General features: G+C 71.9%; 11 protein-coding genes and 1 pseudogene. 5 read left to right on the top strand and 7 right to left on the bottom strand.

The window, feature by feature from the left end; translation table 11 throughout:
• Window positions 1-16 precede the first annotated feature (16 nt).
• Together MF406_RS10100 and MF406_RS10105 are read left to right on the top strand one after the other, a co-directional pair.
• Window positions 17-1330 carry an HRDC domain-containing protein gene (locus MF406_RS10100; protein WP_371744463.1) on the top strand — a complete coding sequence of 438 codons (1314 nt, stop codon included), beginning with the start codon at window positions 17-19 and terminating at the stop codon, window positions 1328-1330.
• A 239-nt stretch (window positions 1331-1569) separates the two neighbouring features.
• Window positions 1570-3735, top strand: a complete 2166-nt coding sequence (locus MF406_RS10105) for a 3-hydroxyacyl-CoA dehydrogenase NAD-binding domain-containing protein (protein ID WP_242892739.1) — start codon at window positions 1570-1572, stop codon at window positions 3733-3735.
• 223 nt (window positions 3736-3958) lie between these two features.
• Here the strand turns inward: MF406_RS10105 and MF406_RS10110 are convergent, their stop codons facing one another.
• Together MF406_RS10110 and MF406_RS10115 are read right to left on the bottom strand one after the other, a co-directional pair.
• Window positions 3959-4540 carry a dihydrofolate reductase family protein gene (locus MF406_RS10110; protein WP_242892741.1) on the bottom strand — a complete coding sequence of 194 codons (582 nt, stop codon included), beginning with the start codon at window positions 4538-4540 and terminating at the stop codon, window positions 3959-3961.
• 66 nt (window positions 4541-4606) lie between these two features.
• Window positions 4607-5443: a helix-turn-helix domain-containing protein gene (locus MF406_RS10115; RefSeq protein WP_242892743.1), complete on the bottom strand. Its 837-nt coding sequence runs from the start codon at window positions 5441-5443 to the stop codon at window positions 4607-4609.
• Between the two features lie 551 nt (window positions 5444-5994).
• On the opposite strand from MF406_RS10115, the gene MF406_RS10120 reads away from it, so the two are divergent.
• Window positions 5995-6387, top strand: a complete 393-nt coding sequence (locus MF406_RS10120) for a hypothetical protein (protein ID WP_242892746.1) — start codon at window positions 5995-5997, stop codon at window positions 6385-6387.
• A 210-nt stretch (window positions 6388-6597) separates the two neighbouring features.
• Here the strand turns inward: MF406_RS10120 and MF406_RS10125 are convergent.
• Window positions 6598-7921 (bottom strand): annotated as a pseudogene (locus MF406_RS10125) (ISL3 family transposase).
• Window positions 7922-8750: 829 nt separating this feature from the next.
• Entirely contained in the window at window positions 8751-9398 is a 648-nt protein-coding gene (locus tag MF406_RS10130) for a hypothetical protein (protein WP_242892749.1), read from the bottom strand.
• Window positions 9399-9689: 291 nt separating this feature from the next.
• On the opposite strand from MF406_RS10130, the gene MF406_RS10135 reads away from it, so the two are divergent.
• Both MF406_RS10135 and MF406_RS18725 read left to right on the top strand, forming a co-directional pair.
• A complete protein-coding gene (locus tag MF406_RS10135; RefSeq protein WP_242892752.1) occupies window positions 9690-10076 on the top strand; it encodes a hypothetical protein in 387 nt (128 codons plus the stop codon).
• Between the two features lie 548 nt (window positions 10077-10624).
• Window positions 10625-10759: a hypothetical protein gene (locus tag MF406_RS18725; protein ID WP_256463886.1), complete on the top strand. Its 135-nt coding sequence runs from the start codon at window positions 10625-10627 to the stop codon at window positions 10757-10759.
• Between the two features lie 61 nt (window positions 10760-10820).
• On the opposite strand, the gene pflA is transcribed toward MF406_RS18725, so the two are convergent.
• The 3 genes from pflA to dxs form a co-directional block, all read right to left on the bottom strand.
• Complete coding sequence (pflA, locus tag MF406_RS10140) at window positions 10821-11585, bottom strand: pyruvate formate-lyase-activating protein (protein ID WP_242897760.1); 765 nt, start codon at window positions 11583-11585, stop codon at window positions 10821-10823.
• Window positions 11586-11934: 349 nt separating this feature from the next.
• Complete coding sequence (pflB, locus tag MF406_RS10145; RefSeq protein WP_242892755.1) at window positions 11935-14250, bottom strand: formate C-acetyltransferase; 2316 nt, start codon at window positions 14248-14250, stop codon at window positions 11935-11937.
• A gap of 181 nt (window positions 14251-14431) precedes the next feature.
• Window positions 14432-16360 carry a 1-deoxy-D-xylulose-5-phosphate synthase gene (dxs, locus tag MF406_RS10150; RefSeq protein WP_242892757.1) on the bottom strand — a complete coding sequence of 643 codons (1929 nt, stop codon included), beginning with the start codon at window positions 16358-16360 and terminating at the stop codon, window positions 14432-14434.
• Window positions 16361-16377: the final 17 nt, after the last annotated feature.

The following is a 16377-nucleotide window of genomic DNA, read 5'->3' on the forward strand; positions in this document are numbered from 1 at the left end:
GCCGTACCGTAGGCGGGTGCCACTGCCCGCACCCGAGCCCGAAGCCGCCCCGCTGGCCGAGGCGGCCGATAGCGCCCGCCCGCTGACCGCGCCGGCCGACGGCGTCCGTCCGCTCACCGCGCCCGCCGACGGCGTCCGCCCGCTCACCGCGCCCGCCGACGGCGTCCCCCCGGTCACCGACTCCCCCGCCGCCCTGGCCGCCGCCGTCGAGCGGCTCCGCGGCGGCACCGGGCCGGTCGCCGTCGACGCCGAGCGGGCCTCGGGGTACCGGTACGGCAGCCGCGCCTACCTGGTCCAGCTCCGCCGCGACGGCGCGGGCACGGTGCTCCTCGACCCGGTCCCGCTCACCGACCTCGACGGGCTGCCGGCGGTCCTCGGGGAGACCGAGTGGGTCCTGCACGCCGCCGACCAGGACCTGCCATCGCTGCGCGAGCTCGGCCTGGTCCCCCCGGCGCTGTTCGACACCGAGCTGGCCGCCCGGCTGCTCGGCCGCCAGCGGGTGGGGCTGGCCGCTGTCGTCGAGGACTACTTCGGCTACGCCCTCGCCAAGGAGCACTCCGCCGCGGACTGGTCCACGCGGCCGCTGCCGGAGTCCTGGCTGCGCTACGCCGCCCTCGACGTCGAGCTCCTGGTGCCGCTGCGCGCGGCTCTGGCCGAGGAGCTCGAGGCGGCCGGGAAGCTGTCCTGGGCGCTGGCCGAGTTCGAGCACGTGCGGACCGCCCCGCCGCCCCCGCCGCAGCCGGACCCCTGGCGCAAGACGGCCGGGCTGCAGGCGGTGCGCGACCCGCGCGGGCTGGCCGTCGCCCGGGAGCTGTGGCGGGCCCGGGAGCAGCTGGCCCGGCGCCGCGACCGCGCGCCGGGCCGGGTGCTGCCGGCGGCGGCGATCGTCGCGGCGGCGCTGGCGAAGCCGCGCAGCGAGGCCGAGCTCACGAGGATCAAGGAGTTCTCGGGCAAGGGCACCCGCCGGCACGCCGCGTACTGGCAGCAGGCCGTGGACCGGGCGCTGGCCCTGCCCGAGCGCGACCTGCCCCCGCGCCGCTCCCCGCACCAGCCCGGCGCCCTGCCCGCCCCGCGCGCCTGGCGGGAGAAGAACCCCGAGGCGGCCGCCCGGCTGGACGTCGTCCGCACCGTGGTGCGCGCCCGCGCCACCGAGCTCGACCTGCCCCAGGAGAACCTGCTCGCCCCGGCCGTCCAGCGCCGCCTGGCCTGGGAGTTCAGCGCGGGCGCGGACGCCGGGCAGGTCGGGGACCACCTGCTCGGGCTCGGCGCCCGGCAGTGGCAGGTGGACCTGGTCAGCGGGGCGCTCGCCGCGGCGCTGCGCGAGGCCTGAGCCGCTCTGGTCCCCGCCCGAGCTGCCGGCCGCGGTGCTGGGCTCCGCCGACCTTCCACGGCACTGCGCTCGACCCGGCCAGCCCGCCTCGGCGCTGGGCCAGCCTGGGCCGCTCGCCGCTCGCCGCTCGCCGCTCGCCGCACGCCCACGCCGCGCCGCCCACCAGCTCCCCGGACCACGCCGAGTTCAGTACGCTCCAGGTACCTGATACCGACAGTGCCGTCTACTTTGGAGCGTCCGTGAGCCCCGACCCCGCCACCGCCACCTACGCCGAGCGCACCACCGTGGTCCACCCGAGCGACGTCGTCGTGCCCGACCTCGGGGACGTCCTCGTGCTGACCCTCGCCCCGGAGGACGGCAGCGACCGGCCGTGCACCCTCGGCCCGGCCGGGCTGGCCAACCTCGAGGCGGCGCTCGGCACCGCGGCCGAGCGGGCGTCCGCCGGGGAGATCGGTGCCGTCGTCCTCACGGGCACCGGCCGGACCTTCCTCGCCGGTGCCGACCTGCACCTGATCCGCACCGTCCGGGAGCGGGAGCAGGTCCTCCGGCTGGCGACGGCGGGGCACCGCGTCGTCGCCGCCCTCGCAGACCTGCCGGTCCCCACCCTCGCCCACCTCAACGGCGCCGCCCTGGGCGGCGGCCTCGAGCTCGCGCTGGCCTGCGACTACCGCACCGCCGCGCCGGAGGTGCGCGCGCTCGGCCTGCCCGAGACCTACCTGGGGCTCCTCCCGGGCTGGGGCGGGTGCACCAGCCTGCCGCGCCTGCTCGGGCCGGACGCCGCGCTGCAGGTCATCGTGGACAACCCGGCGCGCAACAACCGGACCCTGACCGCCCGGGCGGCGCTCGACGTCGGCCTGGTCGACGCCCTGCTGCCCACCGACGACGAGGCCGGCCGGCTCGCCCCGGCGCTGGACTGGCTGCGCCGGGCGGCGGCCGGGGAGGTCGAGGTGCGCCGGCGCGCAGGCACCGACGGGCCGGCCGACGGCGCGGGCGGCGCCGGCGGTGGCAGCGCCGAGGAGTGGCAGGGCGCCGTCGAGGCCCGGCAGGGCCTGGCCGCCGCCCGCAGCGCCGGCGGCGCCCCGGCCGCCGAGCGTGCTCTGCAGGTCGTCGCGGCCGCCCGGTCCCTGCCGCGGGACGAGGCCTTCGCGCTGGAGGACGAGGCCCTGGCGGACCTGGTGATGACCGACCAGCTCCGCGCCGGGCTGTACGCCTTCGACCTGCTCACCCGGCGGGCGAAGAGCCCCGCGGGACGCCCCGCCGGGGCCACGCCCCGGGAGATCCGCGCGGTCGGCGTCGCCGGTGCCGGGCTCATGGCCGGCCAGCTCGCGCTGCTGCTCGCCCGGTCCCTGCGGGTGCCCGTCACCATGCGGGACCTGGACGACGAGCGCGCCGCGCGGGGCCTGGCGGCCGTCCGCGGGCAGATCGACCAGCTCGTGGCCCGCGGTCACCTGGACGAGGCCAGCGGCGCCCAGCTGCGGCCTTTGCTGCGGGTGACCACCGACCTGGCGGACCTGGCCGGGTCGGACCTGGTGATCGAGGCGGTGTTCGAAGAGCTCGACGTCAAGCGGCGCGTCTTCGCCGAGCTCGAGAGCGTCGTCGGCCCCGAGGCCGTGCTGGCCACCAACACCTCCGCGCTGTCGGTGACGGCGATGGCGGACGGGCTGGCCCACCCCGAGCGCGTCGTCGGCCTGCACTTCTTCAACCCGGTGGCCCAGATGCCGCTGGTGGAGGTGGTCCGGGCGGAGCGCACCGACGACGACACCTACACCACCGCCTTCGCCGTGGCACAGGCCTGCCGCAAGACCGCGGTGGCGGTGGCCGACGCCCCCGGGTTCGTCGTCAACCGACTCCTCGTGCGGCTGCTAGGGGAGGTCCTCGGGTCGCTGGAGGAGGGCACCACGGTGGCCGACGCCGACCGGGCGCTGCGGCCCATGGGCCTGCCGATGGGGCCGTTCCAGCTCCTCCAGCTCGTCGGGCCCGCGGTGGCCGAGCACGTGCTGGTCACCCTGCGCCGCGAGCTGGGCGAGCGCTACCCCGACTCCCCAGGGCTGGCGCGGATGGTGGCCGAGGGCGCGCCGTTCGTCACCTTCACCGGCCGGCCCACCGCCACCTCTCCGGTGGCCCCAGACCTGGCGGGCTACTTCGGCTCCCGCCCGGTGCCGGAGCCGCTGGACGCCGACGGCGTGCTGGACCGGGTCCGCCGGGCGCTGGCGGAGGAGACCGCGCTGCTGCTCGGCGACGGCGTGGCCCGGGACGCCGGGGACGTGGACCTGGCGATGATCCTCGGAGCCGGGTGGCCCCTGCACCTGGGTGGCATCACCCCGTACCTGGACCGCACCGGCGCCGCCGAGGCCGTCACCGGCCAGCGGTTCCACGCCCCGGGGGTGGCCAGCCTGCCGGCGTGAGATCGGCTCGGCTCTCGCGCTGGGTCCGGGACCGTGAAGCGGGTGTGGATTCTCCCCTGGCCGAGACCGGCAACCAGTGATCGTGAGCTGAACCTGCCGCAGGTGAGGTGCTGGGGTCGGTCGGCGTCGGCTGCCCGACCAGGGACAGCGATGCGCAAACGCAGCCGGAGACCCGATCTGTCATCGTTCGCCGCGGGCTTCTTCGCGTACCTGCCCGGATCGGTCAGCGGCGTACCCGATAGCGCAGGTGAAGTACCCGGTTGCCTTGAATCACCACGTCAGGGTCCTCCAGCAGGTGCTGGGCCCGGAGCGAGCCGAAGAAGCGCTTGCCGGCCCCGAGCACGACGGGTACGACGTCCATACGCAGTTCGTCGACCAGGCCTGCGGCAAGCACCTGGCCGCCGACGTCGCCAGCCGCGACCTCGATGATGCGGTCGCCCACGAGCTCCTGCGCCCTGGTCACGGCAGCCTCGACGCCCTCGACGAAGTGGAACGGCGCCTCGGGGTCCCAGCCGTCGGGTCTGCCGCGGTGCGTCACGACGACCACGTGGTCGACCCCGCCCGGAGGCGTCCCGTCCCAGCCATTCGTCAGGTCGAAGACGCGCCGGCCGGCGATCGTCGCCCCGATCTGGTCCCAATACGGCCGGGTGTAGTCGTAGGACGTCTGCGACACCTTCAAGACGCCGCTCTCGTCCAACGGCACGTCACCGCTGAGCAACCAGTCGAACAGCGGTCCGGGCTGGTCGTTCTCGTCCGCGATGAAGCCGTCTACCGACACCGAGCTGTACATGACTACTGTGCCCATGGGTGCTCCTCTGCTTGGGGGATGGCCGCAGGCTAGAGTGTCGTGAGCCGTCGTTCTTGTACGAAATCAATCGGCCGGCAGCGGCCAGCTGTCCAGTACGTGGCCGGGATGTTCGCGCAGGAACCGGCGCCTGACTTCGGCATATCGTGTCGGTGTGAGCCCCGTGAATGCCCGGAACTCGCGGCAGAAGTGGGCCTGATCGAAGTAGCCAGCACTACTGGCGAGGTCGGCCCAGTCGATCGGTTCGGCGGGGTTGATCGAGAACACCGTGGCGGCGAAGCGGTAGGTGCGGGCCAGCCGCTTCGGCGTGACGCCGATGATCTCCTTGAACCGCTGTGCCAGATGAGTGCTGCTGACACCGGCTGCCACCCGCAGGTCGCCGATCACCACCGCCCCGCTGGTCGCCGCGATGACGCTGCTCGTATGGCGGACCAGTCCCAGGCCGGCGGTCTCGCACAGCCGTCGCATGAGCTCCTCCTCGAGCAGCGTCAGCATCTCGTGCGGTCCCTCGGCCGTAGCCAGCCGGTCTCGCAGCTCGGCGATGGCGGGTCGGCCCCAAACCTGCTCTACCGTCACCGGCCGGTCACACAGCTCAGCCGCTGGCATCGGCAGGAACGGCGCCAGCCCCCACGGCTTGAAGTGCACGCCAACGGACCGGGTCCGGAGTGGGTAGCCGAACTCCCACGCGCAGGTGGGCATGGTGACCACGCAGCCGTCGGCGTACTCGGCTGTCTCGACGTCGGTGCCGGCACGGATGCGGAACGGCGCACCGAGGTTGACGATGAGCAACGCCGCCGGCGGCGGCAGCGTCAGTCGGGCGTACGGCGGCGAACCCTCCAGGTAGTAGAGGTCGTCGATCAGCCCGTCCAGCGGAGGTCGCGGCACTCTGGACACGTACTCCACGCCCACAGTATCGCCGGCCTCCCGCCCCGAGCACACCCCCATCTGTGAAGAGCACTCAAACCGGGGACAGGCACATGGCCGTCGACAAGGGCCGCCCTGACTGTTAACTTACAGGCTCAGACCGCGAAGGTGCCGACGGAGGTATATCTGGTGCGACGGCAGTCATGGCGAACCTGGCGCCGGTCCTGGCGCTCACGGGGACGAACCAACGCGTGGCGCCAAAATTCATCTCGCCCTGCCTTGGCGCGCGACACCGACGACGTCGTTATCACATTCGGGCATATGCGGTCTGAGCCGACAGCGGAGGTCGCCAAGCGGATCCTCGCGGAGAACGGCACTCCAGACGTCAAAAGGCTCCTTGAGGCGCGCGCACTCGACATCATGCTTAATGAGACCGACCAACGCACTCTGGCCGACGAGCTCAGAGCGCTCCTCAACAGGAGTCCCGGCCGGCCGGTAGGCCTGCGCGGTCGGCGGATGCGAGACCACCTCAACCGCGCGCATCAAAACCAGCGGGCGGGACGTCCGGTGCGAGCGAGTATGAGCAGGAGGTGCAGCGGTCCGAGCTCGCCGCGTCGCCACTGACCCCGCCAGAGGTTCTGCGTGACCTCGCCAAGGACCCGTCGAAGATGGTCGTGGCGGGACTGATCTTCAATGAGAACGCCCCGCCCGAGGTGCTGAGAACCGCAGCGGCCACCCACCCTGAGCTTCGCACGACGCTTGGTGCCCACCACAACGCGCCGGTAGACCTGATGGAGCAGGTTCCGCTTGCCGAGTTCATACCCCGTGCACTGGACTCTTACGTGCGTCAGCTCGGCGAGTCAGCGGATCTGATTCGACATATCGAGCACGAACAACGGAAACTCGTCTGGACGGGAAACCAGCCACCCGAGAGCCCGACTGTTGGCGAGATCACCCGCCGGTGGCGGCAACAGTTCAAGTGACGACCTCGGGCCTATCATCAACGTGTCATCGCACGGTCTCTTGCCGGGTTGCGCTCGGGCAGACCCGGCCGCATCGGCAGCATCAGGGCCTGAGGTTCGAGCAAGAGGCGCAGCGGCGCGCGAGGGCGGTGGAAGGGTCTACGTGATCTTCGAGTCGTACAATTCCACCGTCCGCTCGTAGCGGTCCGACCAGCACACTATCAGGGCTCTTCACAATCGGGGGTGTAGTCCGGGGCGGAACCCGCCGGCCTCGAGCAGGGATCTGGCGATGTAGTGGGTGAGGTTGCGGAACCCCAGGGCCGAGCCGCGCAGGTGCTCCAGTCGACCGTTGATCGCCTCGGTAGGGGCCGTTGCTGGTCCCGGGCCGGTCGAAGTAGGCCAGGATGTCGGCGGCGCGGGCGTGCAGGGTCCGGCCGAGCTTGCGCACCTCGGCCAGCGCGGCGGGGACGCCGGTGGTGAGGGTGTCGATGAGCTTGGCCATGATCTCCCTGCCCTTCTTCCGGTCGGGGTGGCGGTAGGCGATGCGCATGCGCTGGTAGATCTCCCAGGTGGTCTCGACCTGGACGTGTTCGGGGTTCGCGAACAGGTCCGTCAGGCGTTGGGTCTGCTTCTCGGTGAGCAGGTCGGAGCCGGTGTGCAGGGTCCGGCGGGCCTTGTAGAGCGGGTCGTCCTTGCGGCCGCGGTGCCCGCGGGTGTCGAGCTGGACCCGGCGGCGGCACTCGTCCAGGGCGTCCCCTCCTAGGCGGACGACGTGGAAGGGGTCCATCACCGGCACGGCGTCAGGGACCTTCTCGGTGGCGGCGGTCTTGAACCCGGTGAACCCGTCCATCGCGACGACCTCGATCTTCTCTCTCCACTCGGCGGGGCGGGCGTCGAGCCAGTCCTTGAGCACCTGCTTGGAGCGGCCCTCGACCATGTCCAGCAGCCGGGCCGGGCCGGTGCCCTCCTGGACCGGGGTGAGGTCGACGATGACGGTGACGTACTTGTCCCCGCGCCTGGTGTGGCGCCAGACGTGTTCGTCGACGCCGATGGCTGTGACGCCGTCGAAGCGGTGCGGGTCGTCGATCAGCCACCGCTTGCCTTCGGCGAGGACGGCGGTGTTGGCGGTGTTCCAGGACACGTCCAGGGCCGCGGCGACCCTCGCCACTGTCAGGTGCTGGACGACAAGCCCCTCCAGCGCCCAGCGCACCGCCCGGCGGGTGAGCTTCGACCGCGGCTCCGCGGCCCTGTTGGTGTTCTGGCGCCACACGTGCCCGCACCCACCCGAGCAGAGGTAGCGGCGCACCCGGACCTCCAGCACGGTGGGGCGCCAGCCCAGCGGCTCGTGGGACAGGCGCCGGACGACGGTGTCCCTGGGGGTGCCCTCGCACCCGCAGCGCTTGCACCAGCCCTCGTCCTCGTGCTCAGCGGGCAGCACCCGGCAGGCCAGCACCGCCCGTTCGGCCTCCAGGCGCTGCCCGATGACTTCGAGGCCGAGGTCGTCCAGGCCGGCGAACGTGGTCAGGTCGGGGCGGTCGAAGGTAGCGTCGGACAACGTCGAGGTCTCCTGGGTGGGTCGGTGTAGGAACCCCCATCATCGGGAGACCTTGACCTCTACCCAGGCAGCGACGCGCCGGCTCCGCCCGGTCCGGTCCTCACCGCACTACAACCTCATCTGTGAAGAGCCACTATCAGGACGGGAGACGTGTCCACGAGCGAGTCGGGAGAACACTCATGGAAATCAGCCTCGCGTTGGTCACGGCATGCGTACGCAGCGGCCGTGGTCCTCTGCGACGTTGTTTCAGCGGTGTTGAGCCAGCATCCGCTTGGAGCTTTGTATCTGGTGTCCCCTGATGTCTTGTCCGACAGGGCGATGGGGGACGTCTTCGATGACATCACACGCCCGCAGGGCTCGCTGTCCTCGGCTTCATTGGTCTTGTGTTCGCGCTTACTCCGGCAGCTCTCGCCAATTTCGCCCCTGGCGGCAAGGCGGGATGGCCCATCTGGATCCGGGTCGCGGTCGGGGCGGCTATCGTGCCCTTGCCTTTCCTGCTCGTCTATGCCTCAGGATGACGATGCGATAGAAGTGCCAGTTCTCCTGCTGAATCGCTGAGGCGATTAGACATGCAGTCCGGGTCGGTGGAGAACTTGCGGTCTCCACCCGCCGGGGCTCGACGCCGTACTCTCGCCGCGCCCTGGCGATGATGGCGTTGCTGGCCCAGTTGGCGGGGCAGCAGCCTGGAGGACCTGTGCGTGACCCGTACTTCTTGGGCGGAGGGGCCAACGTGGCGGTCACGACCTTGCAGTGATCGACCATGTGTGGCCGCTCGCGACGGGCCCTGTCCCTCAGCCCGGCCGCGCGACACTCGTTGCGTGCCATCAGATCAGTCCACGCGTGTAGGAGCCAGGCAGTTCGGCTCCAGCCACGGGTACGCGGGAGCGGTGTCCCCCTCGAGGAGTGGGTCAGCGAAGTCGGTCAGGAAATCGTCGTAGTCCGGGAACGCGGTGGCGTACTCCGACGAAGCGAACTCGTGCAGGATGTCCACTGCCTCCGCAGCGGCGTCCGGATCGCCCTCATTGACCGCACGCACGCCGGTGGAGAGCCAGGCGCACTGCCAGTCGATTGCCATGAGGGACGAGAAGAAGCCGTCCTCGTACCACTCGAGCGTCGGCGCGTCGACGCTCTGGGCCGAGGTACTGCTCGAAGAGTGGGTGTCGATCTGCGCGTCGAGCTGCTCGAACGACTCGGGCGGACCGAAAGCCGCGCCGGGCGGCATCTCGAGCTCGGCTGCGACGCGGTCCCGCTCCCGGTGCTGCTGAGTGATGAGGTCGGCCCGGTTCTTCTCGAGTTCGGTCAGGGCGTCGCGGGCCGCGACCTTGTCAGGGCCGGTGGACATGGCCGGCCGTGGAGAGTCTCCACGCGGCGTGGCGTCTGCGTCGGCACTTGCGTAGACCCAGACTCCGGCGACCCCGAGGAAGGCGACCACCGTCACCGAGGCGAGGGTCGCCGCGGGCTTCTTGCTTCCCGCCATGGTGATTCCTCTCGCAGGACGGCGGACGAGGGTGCCCTAGAGTCAGCGCTCGTCCCTCGCCGGCATGTCGAAGCCCCCGGTGTTGATCGCACTCTACCTGTGGTCGGGTCGCGATGCCCGGGAAGGCACCGCACCCGGCGTAGGGCCTCTGGGTGATGGTCGAGAGCCGAGTCCCGCCCGGTCGCAGCCCCCACGCGCCAGTCCCCGTCCGCCCATCGATGGGTACTGGACCCCCTGCAGGCCTTTGGCAACTACAAGCGCGCTGGGGGCCCTGATTCCCTGCGCGCCTGGATGCTGGCGAACATCGGCCGGCCTGACGGCGAAGGCTTCGGCTGTGCGGAGGTTGTCGCCGACGTCGACGCGTTCCTCGTCGCCCGGGACTGGTACACCACCATGAGCAGCGCGCTGTCCGAATCGCTCCGACGAGTGCTGCAGGACCGCCCTGCGGAGAGGATCGACCAGTTCTACCAGCTCCGCTTCGAAAAGCAGCCCAACAACGCATCCCGGGCCTTCTCCCGGCTCGTCACAGGCGAGGGCGTTCTCGACCCCATCCCACTCCGCGCAATAGCGCTGCGACAAGCCGTAGGCCTGCGCGGGGGTGATCCCATGCCAACCGCCCAGGAGGCGGGGGCCTGCGGACGTACCTTCGCCGAGAAGCTCGCCACTCTGAGCGCCTAGTACCCTGAGGCTCCCTCCAAGACGATGCCGGGGTGTGGAGCCAGCCGCATGACGTCGGACCAGTCGGGAGACAGCGAGCCGCTCCTCATCGAGCACGAGACGCCTCGTTTCAGTCTCGCTGTCTCCTGCGCTGTCCGAACGGTCCTCGTCCTTGCACTCCTGGGCTACTCGGGAGCGATGCTCGGATTCGGTATCCAACCGCTACCCAAGGTGGCTCCGACGGTGCCGACCCAGACACTGGGGGACTGGTCGCAGGCCTCAACCCGTCGGCGACGTGGCTTCGCCTCGCAGTCGTCACGCTCATCGGACTGGCCCTGTGCACCCCGATCACTGATGGTCGTCGGCTCCGCTACCGCCTGGGCCTGCTGCTCGGCGCCGCATACTGGCTGGCTGTCACGGCGGTCTTTGCCCACGCGATGGCTGACATGCGGTCGGGAGGCTTTGCCCCCGGAGATCGGGGGTGCATGTACGAAGGCTGATGGCCAGCCGGGGTACAGCAGGCACTGCTCGCAGCGCCCGCGCTCCCCACAGCCCTCGCCATGGTCCTGATGGGGACGATCTTCGCAGCCCGGCACCGGGCCGTGCGGATGCTCGTCCCGCCGGCGGTCTTCGCCGCCGCCGCGATGACGCAGGCGCTCACCTGGGAGGCGTGGGTCGTTCCGCTCCTGGATTCCGCTCCCTAGCACCCGCCGCGGCACTTGTTCGCCCTAGCGACGCGCACATCGACACCCCTTGGCTCTCGGCTCAGTACACGGTGAGGCCGCGCTCCCGGAACTGGCCGCGCACCCGGTCCACCAGCTCCGGCGTGGGCGCCGGGGTGTCCGCCAGCTCGTAGGTCATGCCGAGCCGGTCCCACTTGTCCCGGCCCATCTGGTGGAAGGGCAGCACCTCCACCCGGGCGACGGTGGCGAGGGTGGCGACGTAGTCGGCGACGGCGTCGACGTTCTCCGGCGCGTCGGTCAGGCCCGGGACGAGGACGAACCGGATCCAGATGGTGTTGCCGCGGTCCGCGAGCCGCCGCCCGAAGTCCAGGGTGGGCTGGAGCTGGCGGCCGGTGGTGCGCTGGTAGGTGTCCGGCAGGCCGGACTTGACGTCCAGCAGGACCAGGTCGACGTCGTCCAGCAGCCGGTCCGAGGCGTGCGCGCCGAGGAAGCCGGAGGTGTCGATGGCGGTGTGCACGCCGAGCTCCTTGGCCCCGCGCAGCAGCCGGCCGAGGAAGGCGGGCTGCATCAGCGGCTCCCCGCCGGAGACGGTCAGCCCGCCGCCGGTGGCCCGGAAGACCGGCAGGTAGCGGCGCACCCGGGCGAGGAGCTCGGTGACCTCCACCGGCTCCCCGTCCTTCATCTTCAGGGTGTCGGGGTTGTGGCAGTACAGGCAGCGCAGCGGGCAGCCGGCGAGGAAGACGGTCAGCCGGGTGCCCGGCCCGTCCACCGCGGTCACCAGCTCCCAGGAGTGCATCGAGCCGACGTCACCCGCGCGGACGGCCGCGACGTGCTCGGCGTGCGTCATCTCGGGTGCGGCGGCGATCCCGGCGGTGCCGGCGGAGCGGCGCAGCCGGGGGACGTTGTCCTCCGGGACCGGCTCGTACTCCCCCGTGACGCCGTCGGCCGGGACGATGCCGTGCGGGGTGAGCGGGCCGGTGGGTGCGGCAGCCCCGGCAGGCGCGGCACCCCCGGCAGGCGCGGCGGTGGTGCCACCCGCCGGCCCGGCGGCGCAGGCGCCGTCGGGCCCCGTGCAGGCCGCGACCGGCCCGTGCTCGGTGGTCACGCTCATGGTGCCTCCTCCGCCGGCGTCGCTGGTGGCCGCCGACGGCGGCCGGGGACCCGGGGCGCCGGCCGGCCGGCGCCCCGGGGACGGGCTACAGGCTCCCGTGGAAGGTCCGGGAGATGACGTCGAGCTGCTGCTCGCGGGTGAGCCGGACGAAGTTCACCGCGTAGCCGGAGACCCGGATCGTCAGTTGCGGGTACTTCTCCGGGTGCTCCATGGCGTCGTAGAGGGTGTCCCGGTTCAGGACGTTGACGTTCATGTGGTAGCCCTCGGAGCCGGTGTAGGCGTCCAGCAGCCCGACCAGGTTGGTCACCTGCTCCACCGGCGTCCGGCCGAGCCCGGCCGGCACGACGGTGTTGGTCAGCGAGATGCCGTCCTGGGCGTCGTCGTAGGGGAGCTTGGCCACGGACAGCGCGGAGGCGAGCATGCCGTGGGTGTCCCGCCCGTTCATCGGGTTCGCGCCCGGGGCGAACGGCTCCCCCGCCCGGCGCCCGTCCGGGGTGTTGCCGGTGTGCTTGCCGTAGACCACGTTGGAGGTGATCGTCAGGACCGACTGAGTGTGCAGTGCGCCGCGGTAGGTGGGCAGCGCCCGGATCTTCGCCATGAACTTCTCCACCAGCGTCACGGCGATGGCGTCCACCCGGTCGTCGTCGTTGCCGAAGGTCGGGAAGTCCCCGGTCACCTCGTAGTCCACGACCAGGCCGTCGTCGTTCCGCACCGGCCGGACGGTGGCGTACTTGATCGCGGACAGGGAGTCCGCGGCCACCGACAGCCCGGCGATCCCGCAGGCCATGGTGCGCAGCACGTCCTGGTCGTGCAGGGCCATCTCCAGGCGCTCGTAGGCGTACTTGTCGTGCATGTAGTGGATGCAGTTCAGCGCGTCCACGTAGGTCTGGGCCAGCCAGTCCAGCAGCACGTCGTACTTGGCCACGACGTCGTCGTAGTCCAGCACGTCCCCGACCACCGCCGGGGTGGGCGGGGCCACCTGCTTGCCGGTGTTCTCGTCCCGGCCGCCGTTGATCGCGTACAGCAGCGCCTTGGCGAGGTTGACCCGGGCGCCGAAGAACTGCATCTGCTTGCCCACCGCCATCGGGGAGACGCAGCAGGCGATGGCCGCGTCGTCGCCCCAGGCGCCGGAGATCGCGGTGTCGGACTCGTACTGGATGGCCGAGGTGTCGATGGAGACCTGGGCGCAGAACCGCTTGAAGCCCTCCGGGAGCTGCTCGCTCCACAGCACCGTCAGGTTGGGCTCGGGCGCCGGGCCGAGGTTGTACAGGGTCTGCAGCATCCGGAAGGAGTTCTTGGTCACCAGCGTCCGGCCGTCCGCGCCGGTGCCGCCGATCGACTCGGTCACCCAGGTCGGGTCACCGGAGAAGAGCTCGTCGTACTCGGGGGTGCGCAGGAACCGCACGATCCGCAGCTTGATGACGAAGTCGTCGATGATCTCCTGCGCGGCGGACTCGGTGAGCAGGCCGGCGTCGAGGTCGCGCTGGATGTACACGTCCAGGAAGGTGGAGGTGCGGCCCAGCGACATGGCCGCGCCGTTCTGCTCCTTCACCGCCCCGAGATAGGCGAAGTAGAGCCACTGCACGGCCTCCCGGGCGGTGGCCGCCGGGCGGGAGATGTCGTAGCCGTAGCTGGCGGCCATCTCCTTGAGCTCGGTCAGCGCGCGGATCTGCTCGCTGTTCTCCTCGCGGTCCCGGATGACGTCCTCCACCGAGCGGCGGGCGTCCAGCACGGCCCGTTCGGCCCGCTTGCCCTCGATCAGGCGGTCGACGCCGTACAGCGCGACCCGGCGGTAGTCGCCGATGATCCGGCCGCGGCCGTAGGCGTCGGGCAGGCCGGTGACGATGTGGGCGCTGCGGGCCTTGCGCACGTCGGGCGGGTAGACGTCGAAGACGCCGTCGTTGTGGGTCTTGCGGTACTTGGTGAAGATGTCCCGCACCACCGGGTCGACCTCGTAGCCGTAGGTCTTCAGCGCGGTCTCCACCATGCGCCAGCCGCCGAAGGGCATGATCGCCCGCTTGAGCGGGGCGTCGGTCTGCAGGCCGACGATGAGCTCGGCGTCCTTGTCGATGTAGCCCGGGCCGTGGGCGGTGATGCCCGCCGGGGTGTGCGGGTCGACGTCGTAGACGCCCTTCTCCCGCTCAGCCGGGAACATGCCGGAGAGCACGTCCCAGACGTGGGTGGTGCGGGCGGTGGGGCCGGCGAGGAAGCTGGCGTCGCCGGTGTACGGGGTGTAGTTGCGCTGGATGAAGTCGCGCACGTCGATCGCCGACGTCCATGCGCCCGGGGCGAACCCGCGCCAGGCGTCGGTCCCGCCGGCCGGCTCGCTCTGCTTGGTCTGCTCCGCCGGCGCGGTAGCCCCGGCCTGCTCAGTCCGTTCGGTGACGGTGGTGGTGGCCATGTCCCTGCCTCCTCGTCGGCGGCTGGCACCTCCTGCCGCCTTACCCACAACGGTAGGAATCGGGCAGCCGACGGCCGTGGGACCTTGGCCCGGGCGGGCCGGTGTCGGTGCTCACACCGGCCGACGGCGGCCGGTCGGGTACCGCGGTCCGCCCACCTGCCCACCGACGGCGACTGGCGGCTCAGCCCTCGGTGCGGCGCTCGGGCGCCGCGACCGGCGGCAGCGAGCCCGCCGCGCCGCGCTCGCCGAGGCCTGCCACGGCGGCGGCGGTCTCCCGGGCGATGTCCTGCCCGCGCAGGTGCAGCTCGGCGACCAGCTGGGCGCGGGAGGCGTGCTCGAGGAACCGCGGCGGGACCCCGTGGCTGCGGACCGGGACGTCCACGCCGTCGTCGGCGAGGGCGTCCCGCAGGGCCGAGCCGACCCCGGTGAGCCCGTCCTCGATGGTGACGACGAGGTCGTGCTGGCCGGCGAGGGCACGCAGCTCGGGGGCCACCGGGAGTACCCAGCGGGGGTCCACCACGGTGGAGCCGATGCCCTGGGCGTCCAGGGCGGCGGAGACCTCCACCGCCGCGTGCGCCATCACCCCGACGCCGACGACGAGCACCCGCGGCACCCCGCCGTACCGGGCCAGGACGTCCACCGGGCCCTGCCGGCCGAGCGCCGAAAGCGCCTCGGGCAGGGCGCCCTTGGGGTAGCGGACGACGGTGGGCGCGTCGCGCACGGCCACGGCCTCGCGCAGCTCGGCGCGCAGCGTCGCCTCGTCCCGGGGGGCGGCCAGCCGCAGGCCCGGGACGGTGCGCAGCAGCGCGAGGTCCCACATGCCGTTGTGCGAGGGGCCGTCGTCGCCGGTCAGCCCGGCCCGGTCCAGGACGAACGTGACGCCGGCCCGGTGCAGCGCGACGTCCATCAGCACCTGGTCGTAGGCCCGGTTGAGGAAGGTGGCGTACAGCGCCACCACCGGGTGCAACCCGGCGAAGGCCATCCCGGCGGCGGAGGTGACTGCGTGCTGCTCGGCGATGCCGACGTCGAAGACCCGGTCGGGGAATTCCTCGGCGAGGGGCGCCAGGCCCACCGGGGCGAGCATGGCGGCGGTGACGGCGACGACGTCGCTGCGGCGGCGGGCGATCTCCACGATCTCCTCGGCGAACACCGACGTCCACCCGAACCGGGACGGCACCACCGGTAGCCCGGTCTCGGGGTGGATGACGCCGACGGAGTGCAGCCGGTCGGTCACGTCGGACTCCGCTGGGGTGTACCCCCGGCCCTTCTGGGTGATGGCGTGCACGATGACCGGCCCGCCGTAGGCCTTGGCACGGGTGAGGGCGAACTCCATCGCCGTGGTGTCGTGCCCGTCGACCGGGCCGATGTACTTGATCCCCAGGCCCTCGAAGATGCCGGGCGGGGCGATGACGTCCTGCAGGCCCTTCTTCATCCCGTGCAGGGCGTCGTAGGCGAGCCGCCCGGGCGGGCCGGAGCGCTGCAGCGTCCGCTTGCCCCAGTCCAGGACCTTCTCGTAGCTGCTGGTGGTGCGCAGCGCGTCGAGGTGGTGGGCGAGCCCGCCGATGGTCGGGGCGTAGGAGCGGCCGTTGTCGTTGACGACGACGATCAGCGAGCGGTCCTGCCCGTCGGCGATGTTGTTCAGCGCCTCCCAGGCCATCCCGCCGGTGAGGGCGCCGTCGCCGATGACGGCGACCACGCTGCGGTCGCCCTGGCCGCGCAGCTGGTTGGCCTTGGCGATGCCGTCCGCCCAGCTCAGCGCGGTGGAGGCGTGGGAGTTCTCCACGACGTCGTGGTCGGACTCGGTCCGGGAGGGGTACCCGGACAGCCCGCCGCGGCGGCGCAGCTCGGAGAAGTCCTGGCGGCCGGTGAGGAGCTTGTGCACGTAGGCCTGGTGACCGGTGTCGAAGACGATCCGGTCCGCCGGGGAGTCGAAGACCCGGTGCAGGGCGAGGGTCAGCTCGACGACGCCGAGGTTGGGCCCCATGTGCCCCCCGGTCCGGGAGACCGAGGCGATGAGGAAGTCGCGGATCTCCTTGGCCAGGACCTCCAGCTCGAGAGAGGTGAGCCGGCGCAGGTCGGCCGGGCGGCGGATGCGCTCCAGGTAGGTCATCGGCTTCCTTCCGGGGT

Source organism: Georgenia sp. TF02-10 (genome assembly GCF_022759505.1).
Taxonomy (GTDB): domain Bacteria; phylum Actinomycetota; class Actinomycetes; order Actinomycetales; family Actinomycetaceae; genus TF02-10.